Below are 16028 nucleotides of genomic sequence, written 5' to 3' on the forward strand. Positions count from 1 at the left end.
CGGTCATGACAGCGGGAAAACGCCCCTGTCGATAAAGTTCAAAGGAAACTTTGCGGATCGATATCGAGCTGTACATGCACGCTGCCCCGCTCCTTCGGCCCGTTTGCCAGGAGCGTTCGAAGGAAGGATTGCATGTCGGAATTGCGCCGCCCGTGCACCAGCAGACGGAAGCGGTGCCGACCACGGATGAGCGCCAGCGGCGCTTCGGCCGGGCCAAGCAGCATGATGCCCGTAACCTGCGGTGCTGCCGCCCTTAAGCCCCGCGCATGGGTTTCGGCCTCGGCACGAGTATCGGCGGAGACAATGACCGAGGCAAGACGCCCGAAGGGTGGCAGAACGGCCTTTTCCCGTTCCACGATCTCCCTTTCGTAAAAAGCCGATGCATCCCCTGAAACGATCGCCTGCATGACGGGATGCTGCGGCTGATAGGTCTGCAACAGGCCATGGCTCTTCAAGCCCGTGCGCCCGGCGCGCCCTGTCACCTGCGAGAGCAGCTGAAACGTCCGCTCCGCCGCGCGCGGATCACCGTTGGCAAGGCCGAGATCGGCATCGACAATGCCGACAAGCGTCATCAGGGGAAAGTTGTGTCCCTTGGCGACGAGCTGCGTGCCAATGACGATGTCGGCCTCCCCCTTGACGATGGCCTCAAGCTCCAGACGCAGCCGCTTGACGCCCATGAGATCGGAAGAGAGGACAATGGTCCGGGCCTCGGGGAAATGTCTCTCCACTTCCTCAGCGATCCGCTCCACCCCCGGCCCGCAGGCGACCAGATGATCGAAGGTACCGCATTCCGGGCAATGGTCGGGCGTCGGCTCGCTGTGACCGCACTGGTGGCATTGTAACTGGTTGCGGAACCGGTGCTCCACCAGCCAGCTGGAACATTGCGGGCACTGGAAACGGTGGCCGCAGACCCGGCAGAGCGTCAATGGCGCATAACCCCGGCGATTGAGGAAAAGCAGAGCCTGCTCACCCTTCTCGATAGTCTTGCCGATGCCGCGCAGCAGGACGGGTGACAGGAACCCTCCCCTTTCCGGCGGATGACGGCGCATATCGACAAGGTGCAGGTCGGGCATCGCCGCATCACCGAAGCGGGTGTGCAGGTGGATGGTATTGTAGCGGCCAGAACTGCCATTGACCTGGCTTTCCACCGAGGGCGTAGCGGACACCAGCACCACCGGGAAATCCGCGATCCTTGCTCTCACCACTGCCATGTCGCGGGCATTATAATAGACGCGGTCCTCCTGCTTGTAGGCCGGATCGTGCTCTTCATCGACGATGATGAGACCAAGATTGTCGAAGGGGAGAAAAAGCGCCGAGCGGGCACCGGCAACCACCTTCACCTCGCCCGTCACGGCCTGCCGCCAGACCTTTTCGCGCATGCGCGGCGACAGATCCGAATGCCATTCCGCCGGCCGTGCACCGAAGCGATCGTGAAATCGATCCAGAAACGCCGCCGTTAGCGCGATTTCGGGTAGCAGGATAAGGACCTGCTTGCCCTGCCTCAGCGTCTCGGCCACGGCTTCGAAATAGACCTCCGTCTTGCCGGAGCCGGTCACGCCGTCGATCAGCGAAACATGAAAACCGCCCTTGCGGACATCCTCAAGAATTTCCGATGCCGCCTGTCTCTGGGGGCCTTCCAGTCGAGGCTCGGCATAATCAGGATCAGGTTCAGCGACCACGGGCGGCGCAGGCAGAAAAACCGTCTCGAACACACCCTGCTTGACGAGACCGTCGACAACGCTGGTGGAGACGCCGGCTGCATGGGCAAGCCCGCTCTTCGTCCAGCCGTGCCCCTCGGCCGCCAGTTCCATCACCCTCTCGCGGGCAGGCGTCAGACGTTCCGGCCTGCCTTCGGTCAGTCGCAGTCCCTCGATCATCGGCTCGGGATCGAAGGCGGCGGGCGCTCGAAGCGCCATGCGTGCCACAAGGCCGGGGGGAGAAAGCGTATAGGCGGCAACCCAGTCGATGAAGCGCCGCATTTCCGTTTTCAGCGGCGGGCACTCGAAACTTTTGGTGATGGGCCGCAGCTTCTTCGGATCGACGCTCTTTTCTCCGGCATCGTCCCACACCACGCCGAAGACCTGCCGCGGGCCGAGCGGCACCTGAACGACGGAGCCGGTCTCCACGACCATATCTTCAGGCACGGCGTAACTGTAGGGTCCCGGCGCCGGCATGGGCACAAGAACGGGCACCGTGCGCGTGGGCGACGGCGGGTCGAACAGAGCCCCAAACAGATCGGACGAATCTTTTGCCATGATGTGGCGACCATGCCCCGGCGAGGTGAAAAAGGAAACCGCCCGGATGTAATGTCTGGCTCCCGCAAAGTCCACGCCAGATAGAAAGCGCAGACGCAGGCCTTAACCAAATGCTGACCATAAGAGCATAGCTTTGAGGAGAGGAATGGAGCGTCCCGTGACTGAAATCCTGACTTTTGCCGAACCCGATCTCCTGAACGAGCGCCAGTCCTGGCTTGCCTCGATCGCGGGCGAACGTCGTCTTTCAGACAACACCGTCGAGGCCTATGAGCGCGACACCCGCCAGTTTTTGACATTCCTCACCGGTTATATTGGCAAGCCCACAGCCATTGCGGATATAGCCGATCTGCGCCCGGTCGATCTTCGTGCCTTTCTGGCCAGCCGCCGCAGGGAAGGTGCCGGCGCACGCTCACTTGGTCGCCATCTGGCAGGCCTGCGCTCCTTTCTTCACTATCTACAAAAGAAAGGTCTGGTGAATGCGGCGGGCGCCACTGCCATGCGCGCGCCGAAACAGCCAAAATCACTGCCTAAGCCGCTGACCGACCGGCAGGCGCTGAAAATCACCACCGCCGAGGCGCAATTGAACGAAGAGCCGTGGATTGCTGCCCGCAACGCCGCCGTCCTCTCGCTGCTTTATGGCTGCGGCCTTCGCATTTCAGAAGCGCTGGGGCTCATTCCGGCCGATTTCCCGCCCGGTGCGCGCAGCCTTCGCATCACCGGCAAAGGCAACAAGACCCGGATCGTTCCCCTGTTGGCGGTGGTAACGGAAGCGGTCGAAGCCTACAAGAAACTCTGCCCGTATCATCTGGCGGCGGATCAGCCGTTGTTCCTCGGTGCGCGCGGCGGCAAGCTGCAGCCTGCCATCATCCAGCGCGAAATGCAGAAATTGCGCGGCGCTTTCGGCCTGCCTGAAAACGCCACGCCGCATGCGCTGCGCCACTCCTTCGCCACCCATCTTCTGGCCGGCGGCGGCGATCTTCGCACCATTCAGGAGCTGCTCGGCCACGCCAGCCTTTCCACCACGCAGATCTACACCGGCGTCGATACCGCAAGATTGCTGGAAATATATGATAATGCCCACCCGCGCGCATGAAGCAGGAAATGCTTAACCATAGTCATTAACCAGACGTCCAAGCCACCGTTCTATAAGAAAACAAGAACCGGATGGTACCTATGCAAAGCCTGATAAAGCCACACAATCTCACCGCCACCCTGATGGGCAAGACCGGCGATGCCCTGCTCTGGTTGCTCGCAGCCATGCACGTCGCCGCCGTCGCAATCCTGCTCGCGACTCTGCTCTCGCTGGGTGAGGCGCAAGCGGCCGAACAGGAGATAAGCTGCACCGGCAGCGACATTCTCGTGGAGATGCGCAAAAACGATCCGCAGGGCTTTGCGAAAATCGAACAGGAAGCGGCCGCGATCCCGAACGGCAAGGGCAACTTCTGGCGCATCGAAAAAGCCGGAACGGAACCCTCCTTTCTTCTCGGCACCATGCACATCACCGATCCGCGTGTTCTGGGCATGCCTGCCGCCGCCGCACCTGCCTTCGACAAGGCTGCGACGGTCATCGTGGAATCCGACGAAATCGTTGACGACAAGAAGATTGCCGCATCGCTGCTGACCCGGCCCGAACTCACCATGTTTCTCGACGGCAAGTCGATCACCGACATCCTGTCCCCCGACAATGTTGCCCGCCTTGAAAAGGGCCTCAAGGAGCGCGGCATTCCGCTGAACGCGGTTTCGCGCATGAAGCCATGGATGCTGTCGAGCTTCGTCGCCCTTCCCGCCTGCGAATTTGCCCGCAAGGCCACCGGCCTGTCCTTCCTCGACAAGAAGCTGGCCGAAGACGCGGTCGCTGACGGGAAACGTCTCGTCGGGCTGGAAACGATGGTCGAGCAGCTGACGGCCATGTCAGAGCTACCCATGGAGTTTCATCTTCAGGCGCTCATCGAAACGCTGGAACTGGGCGACCGCATGGACGACATCATGACGACCATGACCGATCTCTATGTCAGCGGCGATATCGGCATGACGATGCCGATGCTGAAAAGCCTCGACCCCAAGAAACCGGAAGAGAGCGACCAGGGTTACGCCGCCTTCGAGCAACGCATCATCACCGACCGCAATCACGTCATGGCGGAGCGGGCTTCGCCCGAGCTTGGCAAGGGCAATGTCTTCATGGCCGTTGGCGCCCTGCACCTGCCGGGCGAGGAAGGCGTTGTCGAGCTCCTGCGCTCGCAGGGTTTCACACTGACACGGGTCGATTAAAACTCGCGCTCATGTCCTGACGGGCTGGATGTCCCTGCAAAACGGCCGCATCGTCGCGGGCACGATGCGGCGATGAAACGGACCGACAACCAACAGATAAATACGCCCGAACAACGTCTTGCGCCTGACGATGGTGGTGACTTTCACGATCCGCCGGTCATGGACGATCGGCAGATCATGCTTCTCCTCCAAATCTACAACGATGCGGAAATCGAGATGGCTGTCGTCGAAACCAAGAACGGTCCGGTCCGGGGTGGTTGACACGATGGGGAACCCTCCCGCCGAGGTTCCGGATGCGTGTTCAACTGTCTTGAGACCAAAAAGCGACACGATACGGTTGCGCAGGGCCATGAGCCTGCCGATCCACGCCGGCGGATGATCGAGAAGAAGTCGGCTCACATCGAGCGAACTCCATGCACCCTGCACCATCTCTCCCTGATAGCTATCCCGCCAGTCAGCACCCGGTAATATTCCTTCGAAATCCGGCATTCGTAACCCCTTTTTGCCGCCCTTCGCGGCAAAGGCACTATCCTATATTCCTGTTGATGCGAAAACGCGGCAAACCGCCGCTCAGCCGTGCGTCATGCGCTTCAGGACGCCGGTACGCCAATAGAACTGGTGAACCAGAACAGCGACGAGATGGCCGGCGATCAACACCCACATCAGTGCCTTGAACGGGCCCGAATGCAATTGCCCCGCAGCCTGAACACCAAAGTAATAGGCGGCGATGCCGGACAATGGCAGGATGAGGAACAGCGCATAGAAGGTGAAATGAGCCACCTTTGCGGCGATCTGAAAGACACGCGGTTCCTCGGCGGGGTGCGGCGGCACCCCCTGGAAGAACCGCAGACAGAGGCGCAGAACAGCAAGGAACAGAATGGCAAAGCCGACATAGGCGTGAATATTGGCGGACGAAATCTGGTCGGGCGTCAGCGTTTCACCCCGCCGCATCAGCCGATACGCATGGGCCATGCCATCCGGAAACAGGAGATTGAAGAAGATCAGAAGCGCCATCGCCCAATGGATGACGCGCTGTGGAACGGAAAATGAAACTTGAGTGGAAGACGCCATTTTATTGCCTTTTATCAAAAGGTTAGACAGGCTGTGGCGCGAGTATGGAAAACCCCGGCCTGCATGGCAAGCCGGGGTTCAGCAGATGGCTGAAATTTAATATTGGAGCATCAGACTGAAACTGCACAGCAGTTTCATGTTCAGCGCTCCAACGTCGATCACATATGGATCGGCTTGAAGAAAGTCGCCAGTGCCGCTTCCTTCACCGCTTCCGACATGGTCGGATGCGCATGGCAGGTGCGGCCGAGATCTTCCGAAGAACCGCCGAATTCCATCAGCACGGTGATCTCGTGGATCATCTCGCCAGCGCCGAAACCGACAATGTGACCACCGAGAACCCGGTCGGTTTCCTTGTCGGCGAGGATCTTCACGAAACCATCCGTCACCTGCATGGCGCGGGCGCGGCCATTGGCGGTGAAGGGGAACTTGCCGACCTTGTAGGCGATACCAGCGGCCTTCAGCTCCTCTTCGGTCTTGCCGACGGAAGCGATTTCAGGCTGCGTATAGACGACTGCCGGAATGACATCGTAATTCACATGGCCTCGCTGGCCGGCGAGGATTTCCGCGAGAGCAACGCCCTCGTCTTCCGCCTTGTGCGCCAGCATCGGACCCTTCACCACGTCGCCGATCGCATAGATGCCGTCGACATTCGTCTTGTAGTGACCGTCGATTTCGACACGGCCACGGCTGTCCAGCACGACGCCGGCTTCCGCAAGGCCGAGACCTTCGGTGTAGGGCTTGCGGCCGGTGGAGATCAGCACGACGTTCGCTTCCAGCGTCTCAGCAGCACCGCCCTTGACCGGTTCGAACACAACCTTTGCGCCGCCAGCAGTCTTTTCAACAGCCGTCACCTTGGCGCCGAGCTTGAAATCGAGACCCTGCTTGGCCAGCAGACGCTGCGCCTGCTTGGAAACTTCGCCATCCATGCCGCCGAGAATATTGTCGAGATATTCGACGACGGTCACCTTGGCGCCGAGGCGCGACCAGACCGAACCAAGCTCGAGGCCGATGACGCCGCCGCCGACGACGATCAGCTTTTCCGGAACCTTGGAAAGAGCGATCGCGCCAGTGGAGGAGACGATGACGGTTTCATCGATATCGACCTTGACGCCTGGAATGCCCGCAACATCAGAACCGGTGGCGATGACGATGTTCTTCGCTTCGATTTCCTGTGTTTCGCCCTTGTCGTTGGTGACGGAAACCTTGCCGGCGGAAACCACTTTGCCGGTGCCCTGGAAGGCATCGATCTTGTTCTTCTTGAACAGGAAGGAAACGCCGTCGACATTGGCTTTCACCACGCCGTCCTTGTGGGCCATCATCTTGTCGAGGTTCAGTTTCGGAGCGGCAACTTCGATACCGAGCGTATCGACGCCATGGGCGACATGCGCAAAGGTTTCGGACGCATGCAGCAGCGCCTTGGAAGGGATGCAGCCGACATTGAGGCAGGTGCCGCCATAGGTCGCGCGTTTTTCGATGACAGCGACCTTCAGGCCGAGCTGTGCCGCCTTGACCGCGCAAACATAACCGCCGGGACCCGTACCGATTACAACTACATCATATGCCATGTTTCTGTTCCTGATTGATATCGGGCAGGATTTTGAACCGCCCTGCTTCCGTTTGACCTGAAACTCAGGCCGCTTTTTCCGTTGCGAGTTTTATACCGAGTGCGATGAAGACCACGCCGCTGGTGCGGTCGATCCATTGGCTGGCGCGCTGAAATGCGGCGCGCATGCGGGGCGTCGTCATGAACAGGCTGACCCCGACGAACCACAGGATAAGGCAGCTTGCCATGACGAGGCCATATCCGAATTTGATGGTGACGGGTGTATGCGCATGAACCACCGTCGAAAAGATCGACAGGAAGAAAAACACCGGCTTGGGATTGAGCGCATTGGCGGCAAAACCGAGCGTGAAGGCCTTGAGCGCGGTCTGCCTGCTTTTGACCGGCACGACACCATCCGCACCGACCTCCGGCAATTCGGTCTTGCCGGCGCGCAGCGCCTTGATACCGATATAGATGAGGTAGGCAACACCCAGCCATTTGACGATATTAAAGAGATAGATCGACTGGGAAATGATGAGACCAAGTCCTAGGATCGTATAGGTGACATGGAACATCAGCGATGTGCCCACGCCGAAGCTGGTGATGATGGCCTGTTTTCGCCCATGTACCATGGCCTGACGCATGACCATCGCCAGATCGGCGCCGGGCGAGACGATTGCGAAAGCGAAGATCGCCATCAGGGATGCAAGTTCGATCAAATACTGATGCATCGGAAACCAGCCTCTAGAACATCAACACGAAGAGCATCAGCAGCAGGCCGAGCATCGAGCCGAGCCAGACCAGTGAACGAATATAAGGCACACCGGCCAGATAAAGTGGAATATAGGCCACCCGGCAGATCAGCCAGATCCATGCGCCGGTGAGTGCCAGCCCGGACGGATCGCCGGCCATGATGACACCGAAGGCGAGCGCGATGAAAGCGGGATAGGTTTCCCGGAAATTTTCCGAGGCGCGTGCTGCCCGGCCGGTGAACCTGCCTTCAGGCTTCCTCTCCGCATCCCGTGGGCCGGCATTCCAGTCCATCCCAAATTCCCGCGTCGCCGTCATTCCCTGCAGCATGATATGCACCACAAGCAGAAGGACGCTGAGACCGATCAGCGGTAGAAAGGGTGAAGCGGCAAGAAATGTCGGCTGCACGTTCGCTCTCCTGATGGAATTTCAGCGGGGCCTCAATTGAAACCCCGCCGAAACGAAAAGCAAGACCGATCAGAGATCGAGAACTAGGCGTTCCGGATCTTCGAGGCTTTCCTTAACGCGGACGAGGAAGGTCACGGCTTCCTTGCCGTCAACGATACGGTGATCGTAGGAGAGCGCGAGATACATCATCGGACGGATGACGACCTGACCGCCGATAGCGACCGGGCGCTCCTGGATCTTGTGCATGCCGAGGATGCCGGACTGCGGCGCGTTGAGGATCGGCGAAGACATCAGCGAACCATAGACACCGCCATTGGTGATGGTGAAGGTGCCGCCCTGCATGTCGGCCATGCCGAGCGAACCGTCACGCGCTGCCTTGGCGAGGCGACCCAGTTCCTTTTCAACGCCGGCGATGGAGAGCTGGTCAGCATCGCGGATAACGGGAACAACGAGACCCTTGTCGGTGCCGACAGCCATGCCGACGTGACAATAGTTCTTGTAGATGATGTCCGTGCCGTCGATTTCAGCGTTGACGGCCGGCAGTTCCTTCAGCGCGTGGGTCACGGCCTTGGTGAAGAAGCCCATGAAGCCGAGCTTGACGCCATGCTTCTTCTCGAACACGTCCTTGTAGCGGTTACGCAGGTCCATGACGGCGCTCATGTCCACCTCATTATAGGTGGTCAGCATGGCGGCGGTGTTCTGCGCATCCTTCAGGCGACGGGCGATCGTCTGGCGCAGGCGCGTCATCTTCACGCGCTCTTCGCGAACCTGATCCTGCTCGGCGGAAACCGGACGGGGAGCAGCAGCAACCGGAGCCGGAGCGGCGGCAGGTGCCGAAACGCCCTTGGCGACGGCAGCGAGAACGTCGCCCTTCAGAACCTGGCCACGCTTGCCCGAACCGTCGACCTGATCGGCAGACAGGTTGTTTTCAGCAAGCAGCTTGCCGGCGGCAGGTGCCGGCGGCATGGAACCCGTTGCCGGAGCAGCGGTAGCCGCAGGGGCCGGGGCAGCTGCGGCAGCAGCAGGCTTTGCCGGTTCGGCAGCGGGTGCGGAGGTCGCAGCGCCGGCAGCACCTTCGGCGATCTGGCCGAGAAGCGCGTCGAGACCGACGGTTTCGCCATTCTGCGCGACGATTTCGGTCAACACGCCGGAGGCGGGTGCCGGGACTTCGACGGTAACCTTGTCGGTTTCCAGTTCAACGAGAGGTTCGTCGGCCTTGACGGTATCGCCGACCTTCTTGAACCAGGTGCCGACGGTCGCTTCGCTGACGGATTCGCCGAGGGTTGGTACGCGGATTTCAGTGGCCATGATCTAGTTCCGTTATTCAGGTGTCTTTTTTGCGGGGCGATGCGGGAGAGTTCTCACTCTCCCAGCGCGTCTTCCAGGAACGCAGCTAGCTGCGCCAGATGCTTGGACATCAGGCCGGTCGCCGGAGAGGCGGCAGCCGGACGGCCCGTGTAACGGACCTTCTGGTACTTAGCGTCGATATGCGCCAGAACCCATTCAAGGTAAGGATCGATGAACGACCACGCACCCATGTTCTTCGGCTCTTCCTGGCACCAGACCATCTCCGCATTGCGGAAACGCGAAAGCTCGTTGATGAGCGCCTTGGCCGGGAACGGATAGAGCTGTTCGACGCGCAGCAGGTAGATGTCGTCGATACCGCGCTTTTCACGCTCCTCGAGCAGATCGTAATAGACCTTGCCCGTGCACATGACGACGCGACGGATCTTCGAATCCTTCTGCAGCTTGATCGGGCCGTCCTTGATGACTTCAGCATCGTCCCACAGTAGACGGTGGAAGGAGGACTCACCCGCAAGCTCCGCCAGCGACGAGGTGGCGCGCTTGTGACGCAGCAGCGACTTCGGCGTCATCAGGATCAGCGGCTTGCGGAAATCACGCTTCATCTGACGGCGCAGGATGTGGAAGTAGTTGGCCGGCGTCGTGCAGTTGGCAACCTGCATGTTGTCTTCGGCGCACATCTGCAGCCAGCGCTCCAGACGGGCGGACGAGTGCTCCGGACCCTGACCTTCATAACCGTGCGGCAGAAGGCAGACGAGACCGGACATGCGCAGCCACTTGCGTTCACCCGAAGAGATGAACTGGTCGAACACCACCTGCGCGCCGTTGGCGAAGTCGCCGAACTGGGCTTCCCAGAGCGTCAGCGCATTCGGACGGGCCAGCGAATAACCATATTCGAAACCGAGAACCGCTTCTTCCGAAAGCATCGAGTTGATGACTTCGTAACGGGCCTGCGTTGGCGAAAGGTTGGCGAGCGGGATGTAACGTTCTTCGGTTTCCTGATCGTAGAGAACCGAGTGGCGCTGCGAGAAGGTGCCACGTTCGCAATCCTGACCGGAAAGACGGATCTTGTGGCCATCGGCGACAAGCGAACCGAAAGCAAGTGCTTCCGCCATCGCCCAGTCGATGCCCTCACCCGTCTCGATCATCTGCGAGCGGTTTTCCATGAAACGCTGGATCGTGCGGTGGGCGCTGAAGCCTTCCGGAATGGTCGACAGCTTCTTGCCGATTTCCTTCAGCTGCTTCATCGGCACGCCGGTCTTGCCGCGACGCTGCTCATCGGCATTGTCGGCGGCACGCAGACCCGACCACTGGCCGTCCAGCCAGTCGGCCTTGTTCGGCTTGTAGGACTGGCCCGCTTCGAATTCCTGCTCGAGATGCGCGCGCCAGTCGGCCTTCATCTTCTCGAATTCGCCTTCGTTGATCAGGCCTTCGGCGATCAGACGGTCGGCATAGATGCGCGCGACGGTCTTGTGACCACGGATAACCTTGTACATCTTCGGCTGCGTGAACGCCGGCTCGTCGCCTTCATTATGGCCGAAGCGGCGGTAACAGAACATGTCGATGACGACAGGCTTGTGGAACTTCATGCGGTATTCGGTGGCAACCTTTGCCGCATAGGTAACCGCTTCCGGATCGTCGCCATTGACGTGGAAGATCGGTGCCTCGATCATCTTGGCAACGTCGGACGGATAGGGCGACGAGCGCGAGAAGGCCGGGTTTGTCGTAAAGCCGATCTGGTTGTTGATGATGAAATGCATGGTGCCGGCAACGCGGTGACCGCGCAGGCCGGAAAGGCCGAGAATTTCAGCAACCACGCCCTGACCCGCAAAAGCGGCATCGCCGTGCAGCAGCAGCGGCAGCACCTTGGCGCGTTCGGACAGCGGGATGATGTCGCCGTCCCATGCCTTGGCAAGCTGGTCCTGCTTGGCGCGCGCCTTGCCCATGACGACGGGGTTGACAATTTCAAGGTGCGACGGGTTGGCCGTCAGCGACAGGTGAACCTTGTTGCCATCGAATTCGCGGTCGGAGGAAGCACCGAGATGGTACTTCACGTCGCCGGAACCTTCGACGTCGTCAGGCTTGAACGAACCGCCCTTGAATTCGTGGAACACGGCGCGGTGCGGCTTGCCCATGACGTTGGTGAGAACGTTCAGACGGCCACGGTGGGCCATGCCGAGCACGACTTCTTCCAGACCGTCCTGGCCGCCGCGCTTGATGATCTGTTCGAGCGCCGGGATCAGCGATTCACCGCCGTCGAGGCCGAAACGCTTGGTGCCCTTGAAACGCACGTCGAGGAACTGCTCGTAACCTTCGGCTTCGACCAGCTTGGAAAGAATGGCCTTCTTGCCTTCCGGCGTGAAAGCGACACCCTTGTCCGGGCCTTCGATGCGTTCCTGGATCCAGCCCTTTTCTTCCGGGTTGGACATATGCATGAATTCGACGCCGAGCGTCGAGCAATAGGTACGCTCGAGAATATCGACCATCTCGCGCACGGTCGCATATTCGAGACCGAGAACGTTATCGATGAAAATCTTGCGGTCGTAATCGCTTTCTTCGAAGCCGTAGGACTTCGGCGAAAGCTCGTTGTAATCCTCAACGGCGCTGGCGATGCCCAGCGGGTCGAGCTTGGCGTGCAGGTGGCCGCGCATGCGATAGGCGCGGATCATCATGATGGCGCGGACGCTGTCACGGGTCGCCTGAAGCACTTCAGCCGGGCTGACGGCCTTGCCGGTATCGGCGCTCTTCGCCTCGGCCTTCGCCTGAACCTTCTTTTCGATGGCCTTCTCGACCGTGGCCCAGTTGCCGTCGAGAGCGGATACCAGGTCGCCATTGGCCGGGATAGGCCAGTTGGCGCGCTTCCAGGAGGCGCCCTTGGCCGCCTTCTTCACGTCTTCCGGATTATCGGACAACGCCTTGAAGAAGCTCTGCCACTCCGGCGACACGGAAGAGGGATCCTCTTCGTACCGGGCATAGAGCTGCTCGATATAGGCTGCATTCGCGCCGTCCAGAAACGACGTGATCTGAAACTGCTCGTTCGCTTCTTGCCTTGCCATTGTGTTCTTGCGGACTTGTCCGTCCGCCTCCTCGATGCCGTTAGGGCTGTTTGACCAGCCTGCCGCTTTGATTATTGCTGTCTGCCGCCGGGGCGGTATGCCGTTCTGTCTGTCGTTCTTGCGGCATCGGGCAGCGCAGCGTTGAAGCCGCGCCGCCCGTTACCGGTCTCATGTGGTCTCAGCCCTTGAGGACTTCAACCAGCGTCTTGCCGAGGCGCGCCGGAGAGGGCGAGACCTTGATGCCGGCTGCTTCCATGGCTGCGATCTTGGACTCTGCGTCGCCCTTGCCGCCGGAAACGACAGCGCCGGCGTGACCCATGGTGCGACCCTTCGGAGCCGTACGGCCTGCGATGAAGCCGGCCATCGGCTTCTTGCGGCCCTTCTTGGCTTCGTCGATCAGGAACTGCGCCGCATCTTCTTCAGCCGAACCACCGATTTCGCCGATCATGATGATCGACTGGGTGGCGTCGTCGGCGAGGAACATTTCCAGCACGTCGATGAACTCGGTGCCCTTGACCGGGTCGCCGCCGATGCCGACAGCCGTGGTCTGGCCGAGGCCTTCATTGGAGGTCTGGAACACGGCTTCATAGGTGAGCGTGCCCGAACGGGAAACGATACCGACCGAACCCTTGCGGAAGATGGAGCCCGGCATGATGCCGATCTTGCATTCTTCCGGCGTCAGGATACCCGGGCAGTTCGGGCCGAGCAGGCGCGACTTGGAGCGGTCGAGGCGAGCCTTGACGCGAACCATGTCCATCACCGGAATACCTTCGGTGATGCAGGTGATGAACGGAATTTCCGCATCGATGGCTTCGATGATGGCGTCTGCTGCACCTGCCGGCGGAACATAGATCACGGATGCGTCTGCACCGGTCTTTTCCTTGGCTTCGGCAACCGTTGCGAAGATCGGCAGGCTTTCGCCCTTGGAACCGGTCCAGGTTTCGCCACCCTTCTTCGGGTGAATACCGCCGACCATCTGCGTGCCGTAATAGGCAAGCGCCTGTTCGGTGTGGAAGGTGCCGGTCTTGCCGGTCAGACCCTGAACAAGGATCTTCGTGTCTTTATTAACAAGAATAGACATTATTTCCGGTCCCTCAATTAGCCGTTGATCGCCGCGACGATCTTCTTGGCTGCGTCGTCCAGATCGTCAGCAGCCGTAATCGCAAGGCCAGATTCGTTCAGGAGCTTCTTGCCAAGTTCGACGTTGGTGCCTTCGAGGCGAACAACGAGCGGAACCTGCAAACCGACTTCCTTCACCGCGGCAATCACGCCTTCGGCGATGACGTCGCACTTCATGATGCCGCCGAAGATGTTGACGAGGATGCCCTCGACCTTCGGGTCAGCCGTGATGATCTTGAAGGCTGCCGCAACCTTCTCCTTGCCGGCGCCGCCGCCGACGTCGCAGAAGTTAGCCGGCTCTTTGCCGTAGAGCTTGATGATGTCCATCGTCGCCATGGCAAGACCTGCACCATTGACCATGCAGCCGATGTTGCCGTCGAGAGCAACGTAAGCGAGGTCCCACTTGGAGGCTTCGATTTCCTTGGCGTCTTCTTCGGTCTCGTCGCGCAGCGCCTTGACATCGTCATGGCGGAACAGCGCGTTGCCGTCGAAGGACATCTTGGCGTCGAGAACGCGCAGATGGCCATTTTCCATGACGATCAGCGGGTTGACCTCGAGGAGAGCCATGTCCTTCTCGTTGAAGGCCTTGTAGAGGATCGGGAACAGCGCCTTGGCGTCTTCCGCAGCAACGCCATCAAGCTCGAGAGCCTTGGAGATCGCGGCAACGTCAGCGTCGCTCACACCCTTTTCCGGGTTGATGGCGATGGTGTGGATCTTTTCCGGCGTGTCGTGGGCGACAGCCTCGATGTCCATGCCGCCTTCCGTGGAAACCACGAATGCGACCTGGCCGACGGAACGGTCAACCAGCAGCGAGCAGTAGAGTTCGCGGGCAATGTCGGCACCGTCTTCGATGTAGAGGCGGTTGACCTGCTTGCCGGCGTCGCCCGTCTGCGCCGTTACCAGCGTGTTGCCGAGCATGTCCTTGGCATGGGAAACGACTTCCTCGATGGACTTTGCCAGGCGAACGCCGCCCTTGGCGTCGGGGCCGAGTTCCTTGAACTTGCCCTTGCCGCGGCCGCCGGCGTGAATCTGGCTCTTGACGACGTAGAGCGGGCCGGGAAGCTGCTTTGCAGCAGCTTCGGCTTCTTCGACCTTGAGGATGGCGACGCCTTCAGCAACCGGCGCGCCGTAGCCCTTCAGAAGAGCCTTGGCCTGATATTCGTGAATATTCATGGAATAATCCCTGTTTGGAGCCGCTAGAGGCTATTACTTCAGCGACGGAGCAATGTTGATGCAGGCCTCGCAAAGACCGGCGACAGCGCCGACGGACTTGCGGAAGGCTGCTTCTTCTTCCTTGTTCAGCTCGATCTCGATGATGCGCTCGATACCGCCGGCACCGATGATGGTGGGAACGCCGACATACATATCGTCAACGCCATACTGACCCGAAAGATGGGCAGCGGCGGGCAGGACGCGCTTCTTGTCCTTGAGGTAGGATTCAGCCATTTCGATCGCCGAGGCAGCCGGTGCGTAATAAGCCGAACCGGTCTTGAGCAGGCCGACGATTTCCGCACCGCCATCGCGGGTGCGCTGTACGATCTCTTCGAGACGCTCGGCGGTCAGCCAGCCCATCTTGACGAGGTCGGTCAGCGGAATGCCGGCAACCGTGGAGTAGCGTGCGAGCGGCACCATGGTGTCGCCGTGGCCGCCGAGAACGAAGGCGGTGACGTCTTCAACCGAAACATTGAATTCTTCGGAGAGGAAAAGACGGAAGCGCGCGCTGTCGAGAACGCCGGCCATGCCGACGACCTTGTTCTTCGGCAGGCCGGAGAACTTCTGCAGCGCCCAGACCATGGCGTCGAGCGGGTTGGTGATGCAGATGACGAAAGCATTCGGGGCATATTTCTTGATGCCGGCGCCGACCTGCTCCATGACCTTGAGGTTGATGCCGAGAAGATCGTCGCGGCTCATGCCCGGCTTGCGGGCAACGCCAGCGGTGACGATGCAGACGTCAGCACCTTCGATGGCGGCGTAATCGGAAGCGCCGGTGAGCTTTGCATTGAAGCCTTCAACCGGGCCGGACTGGGCAATATCCAGACCCTTGCCCTGCGGGATGCCGTCGGCAATATCGAAGAGGACGATATCGCCCAGTTCCTTCAGGCTGGCGAGATGTGCCAGCGTGCCGCCGATCATGCCAGAACCAATAAGTGCAATTTTTTTGCGAGCCATCGAATGCTTCCTCTTGAGCTTCAATTCAATTTCACCGCGCCAAACCGGCAGCCAAATTGTCGGACTTCGATTAGCCCCATTGGCCAA

13 protein-coding genes are annotated in these 16028 nt (G+C 60.2%); 2 read left to right on the plus strand and 11 right to left on the minus strand.

Annotated features, from left to right (window positions below):
* Nucleotides 1-38: 38 nt before the first annotated feature.
* Nucleotides 39-2255, minus strand: a complete 2217-nt coding sequence (locus JZY08_RS12540; RefSeq protein ID WP_216330332.1) for a primosomal protein N' — start codon at nucleotides 2253-2255, stop codon at nucleotides 39-41.
* 145 nt (nucleotides 2256-2400) lie between these two features.
* On the opposite strand from JZY08_RS12540, the gene JZY08_RS12545 reads away from it, so the two are divergent.
* Both JZY08_RS12545 and JZY08_RS12550 read left to right on the plus strand, forming a co-directional pair.
* Nucleotides 2401-3348 carry a tyrosine recombinase XerC gene (locus JZY08_RS12545; RefSeq protein WP_003492373.1) on the plus strand — a complete coding sequence of 316 codons (948 nt, stop codon included), beginning with the start codon at nucleotides 2401-2403 and terminating at the stop codon, nucleotides 3346-3348.
* Between the two features lie 80 nt (nucleotides 3349-3428).
* Entirely contained in the window at nucleotides 3429-4523 is a 1095-nt protein-coding gene (locus tag JZY08_RS12550; RefSeq protein WP_216330333.1) for a TraB/GumN family protein, read from the plus strand.
* Between the two features lie 9 nt (nucleotides 4524-4532).
* Here the strand turns inward: JZY08_RS12550 and JZY08_RS12555 are convergent, their stop codons facing one another.
* The 10 genes from JZY08_RS12555 to mdh all read right to left on the minus strand — a co-directional run bounded on the left by JZY08_RS12555 (nucleotide 4533) and on the right by mdh (nucleotide 15941).
* The gene (locus tag JZY08_RS12555; RefSeq protein ID WP_216330334.1) at nucleotides 4533-5012 is read right to left on the minus strand and encodes a DUF2867 domain-containing protein; all 480 of its coding nucleotides are present in this window, start codon (nucleotides 5010-5012) and stop codon (nucleotides 4533-4535) included.
* Nucleotides 5013-5093: 81 nt separating this feature from the next.
* Nucleotides 5094-5594 carry a cytochrome b gene (locus JZY08_RS12560; RefSeq protein ID WP_082183041.1) on the minus strand — a complete coding sequence of 167 codons (501 nt, stop codon included), beginning with the start codon at nucleotides 5592-5594 and terminating at the stop codon, nucleotides 5094-5096.
* Nucleotides 5595-5752: 158 nt separating this feature from the next.
* On the minus strand, nucleotides 5753-7159 hold the full coding sequence (gene lpdA, locus JZY08_RS12565; RefSeq protein WP_216330335.1) for a dihydrolipoyl dehydrogenase: 1407 nt from the start codon (nucleotides 7157-7159) through the stop codon (nucleotides 5753-5755).
* 64 nt (nucleotides 7160-7223) lie between these two features.
* A complete protein-coding gene (locus JZY08_RS12570) occupies nucleotides 7224-7868 on the minus strand; it encodes a LysE family translocator (protein WP_035221636.1) in 645 nt (214 codons plus the stop codon).
* Nucleotides 7869-7881: 13 nt separating this feature from the next.
* The gene (locus JZY08_RS12575) at nucleotides 7882-8295 is read right to left on the minus strand and encodes an MAPEG family protein (RefSeq protein WP_216330336.1); all 414 of its coding nucleotides are present in this window, start codon (nucleotides 8293-8295) and stop codon (nucleotides 7882-7884) included.
* A 69-nt stretch (nucleotides 8296-8364) separates the two neighbouring features.
* Nucleotides 8365-9603, minus strand: coding sequence for a 2-oxoglutarate dehydrogenase complex dihydrolipoyllysine-residue succinyltransferase (odhB, locus tag JZY08_RS12580; protein WP_035221640.1), 1239 nt, complete (start codon nucleotides 9601-9603; stop codon nucleotides 8365-8367).
* Nucleotides 9604-9656: 53 nt separating this feature from the next.
* The gene (locus tag JZY08_RS12585; RefSeq protein WP_035221643.1) at nucleotides 9657-12653 is read right to left on the minus strand and encodes a 2-oxoglutarate dehydrogenase E1 component; all 2997 of its coding nucleotides are present in this window, start codon (nucleotides 12651-12653) and stop codon (nucleotides 9657-9659) included.
* Between the two features lie 178 nt (nucleotides 12654-12831).
* Nucleotides 12832-13734 carry a succinate--CoA ligase subunit alpha gene (gene sucD / locus JZY08_RS12590; protein ID WP_003492390.1) on the minus strand — a complete coding sequence of 301 codons (903 nt, stop codon included), beginning with the start codon at nucleotides 13732-13734 and terminating at the stop codon, nucleotides 12832-12834.
* 17 nt (nucleotides 13735-13751) lie between these two features.
* Nucleotides 13752-14945, minus strand: a complete 1194-nt coding sequence (gene sucC, locus JZY08_RS12595) for an ADP-forming succinate--CoA ligase subunit beta (RefSeq protein ID WP_142174260.1) — start codon at nucleotides 14943-14945, stop codon at nucleotides 13752-13754.
* A gap of 33 nt (nucleotides 14946-14978) precedes the next feature.
* Nucleotides 14979-15941: a malate dehydrogenase gene (gene mdh / locus JZY08_RS12600; protein WP_035221645.1), complete on the minus strand. Its 963-nt coding sequence runs from the start codon at nucleotides 15939-15941 to the stop codon at nucleotides 14979-14981.
* Nucleotides 15942-16028: the final 87 nt, after the last annotated feature.

The organism is Rhizobium sp. X9 (genome assembly GCF_018873185.1).
Lineage (GTDB): Bacteria > Pseudomonadota > Alphaproteobacteria > Rhizobiales > Rhizobiaceae > Agrobacterium > Agrobacterium oryzihabitans.

Bases quoted from the DNA above. Each gene is read 5' to 3' on its own strand.
- sucC (WP_142174260.1), bottom strand. From the start codon at position 14,945: ATGAATATTCACGAATATCAGGCCAAGGCTCTTCTGAAGGGCTACGGC.
- JZY08_RS12585 (WP_035221643.1), bottom strand. From the start codon at position 12,653: ATGGCAAGGCAAGAAGCGAACGAGCAGTTTCAGATCACGTCGTTTCTG.
- JZY08_RS12560 (WP_082183041.1), bottom strand. From the start codon at position 5,594: ATGGCGTCTTCCACTCAAGTTTCATTTTCCGTTCCACAGCGCGTCATC.
- sucD (WP_003492390.1), bottom strand. From the start codon at position 13,734: ATGTCTATTCTTGTTAATAAAGACACGAAGATCCTTGTTCAGGGTCTG.
- JZY08_RS12545 (WP_003492373.1), top strand. From the start codon at position 2,401: ATGGAGCGTCCCGTGACTGAAATCCTGACTTTTGCCGAACCCGATCTC.
- JZY08_RS12540 (WP_216330332.1), bottom strand. From the start codon at position 2,255: ATGGCAAAAGATTCGTCCGATCTGTTTGGGGCTCTGTTCGACCCGCCG.
- JZY08_RS12570 (WP_035221636.1), bottom strand. From the start codon at position 7,868: ATGCATCAGTATTTGATCGAACTTGCATCCCTGATGGCGATCTTCGCT.
- odhB (WP_035221640.1), bottom strand. From the start codon at position 9,603: ATGGCCACTGAAATCCGCGTACCAACCCTCGGCGAATCCGTCAGCGAA.
- mdh (WP_035221645.1), bottom strand. From the start codon at position 15,941: ATGGCTCGCAAAAAAATTGCACTTATTGGTTCTGGCATGATCGGCGGC.
- JZY08_RS12555 (WP_216330334.1), bottom strand. From the start codon at position 5,012: ATGCCGGATTTCGAAGGAATATTACCGGGTGCTGACTGGCGGGATAGC.
- JZY08_RS12550 (WP_216330333.1), top strand. From the start codon at position 3,429: ATGCAAAGCCTGATAAAGCCACACAATCTCACCGCCACCCTGATGGGC.
- lpdA (WP_216330335.1), bottom strand. From the start codon at position 7,159: ATGGCATATGATGTAGTTGTAATCGGTACGGGTCCCGGCGGTTATGTT.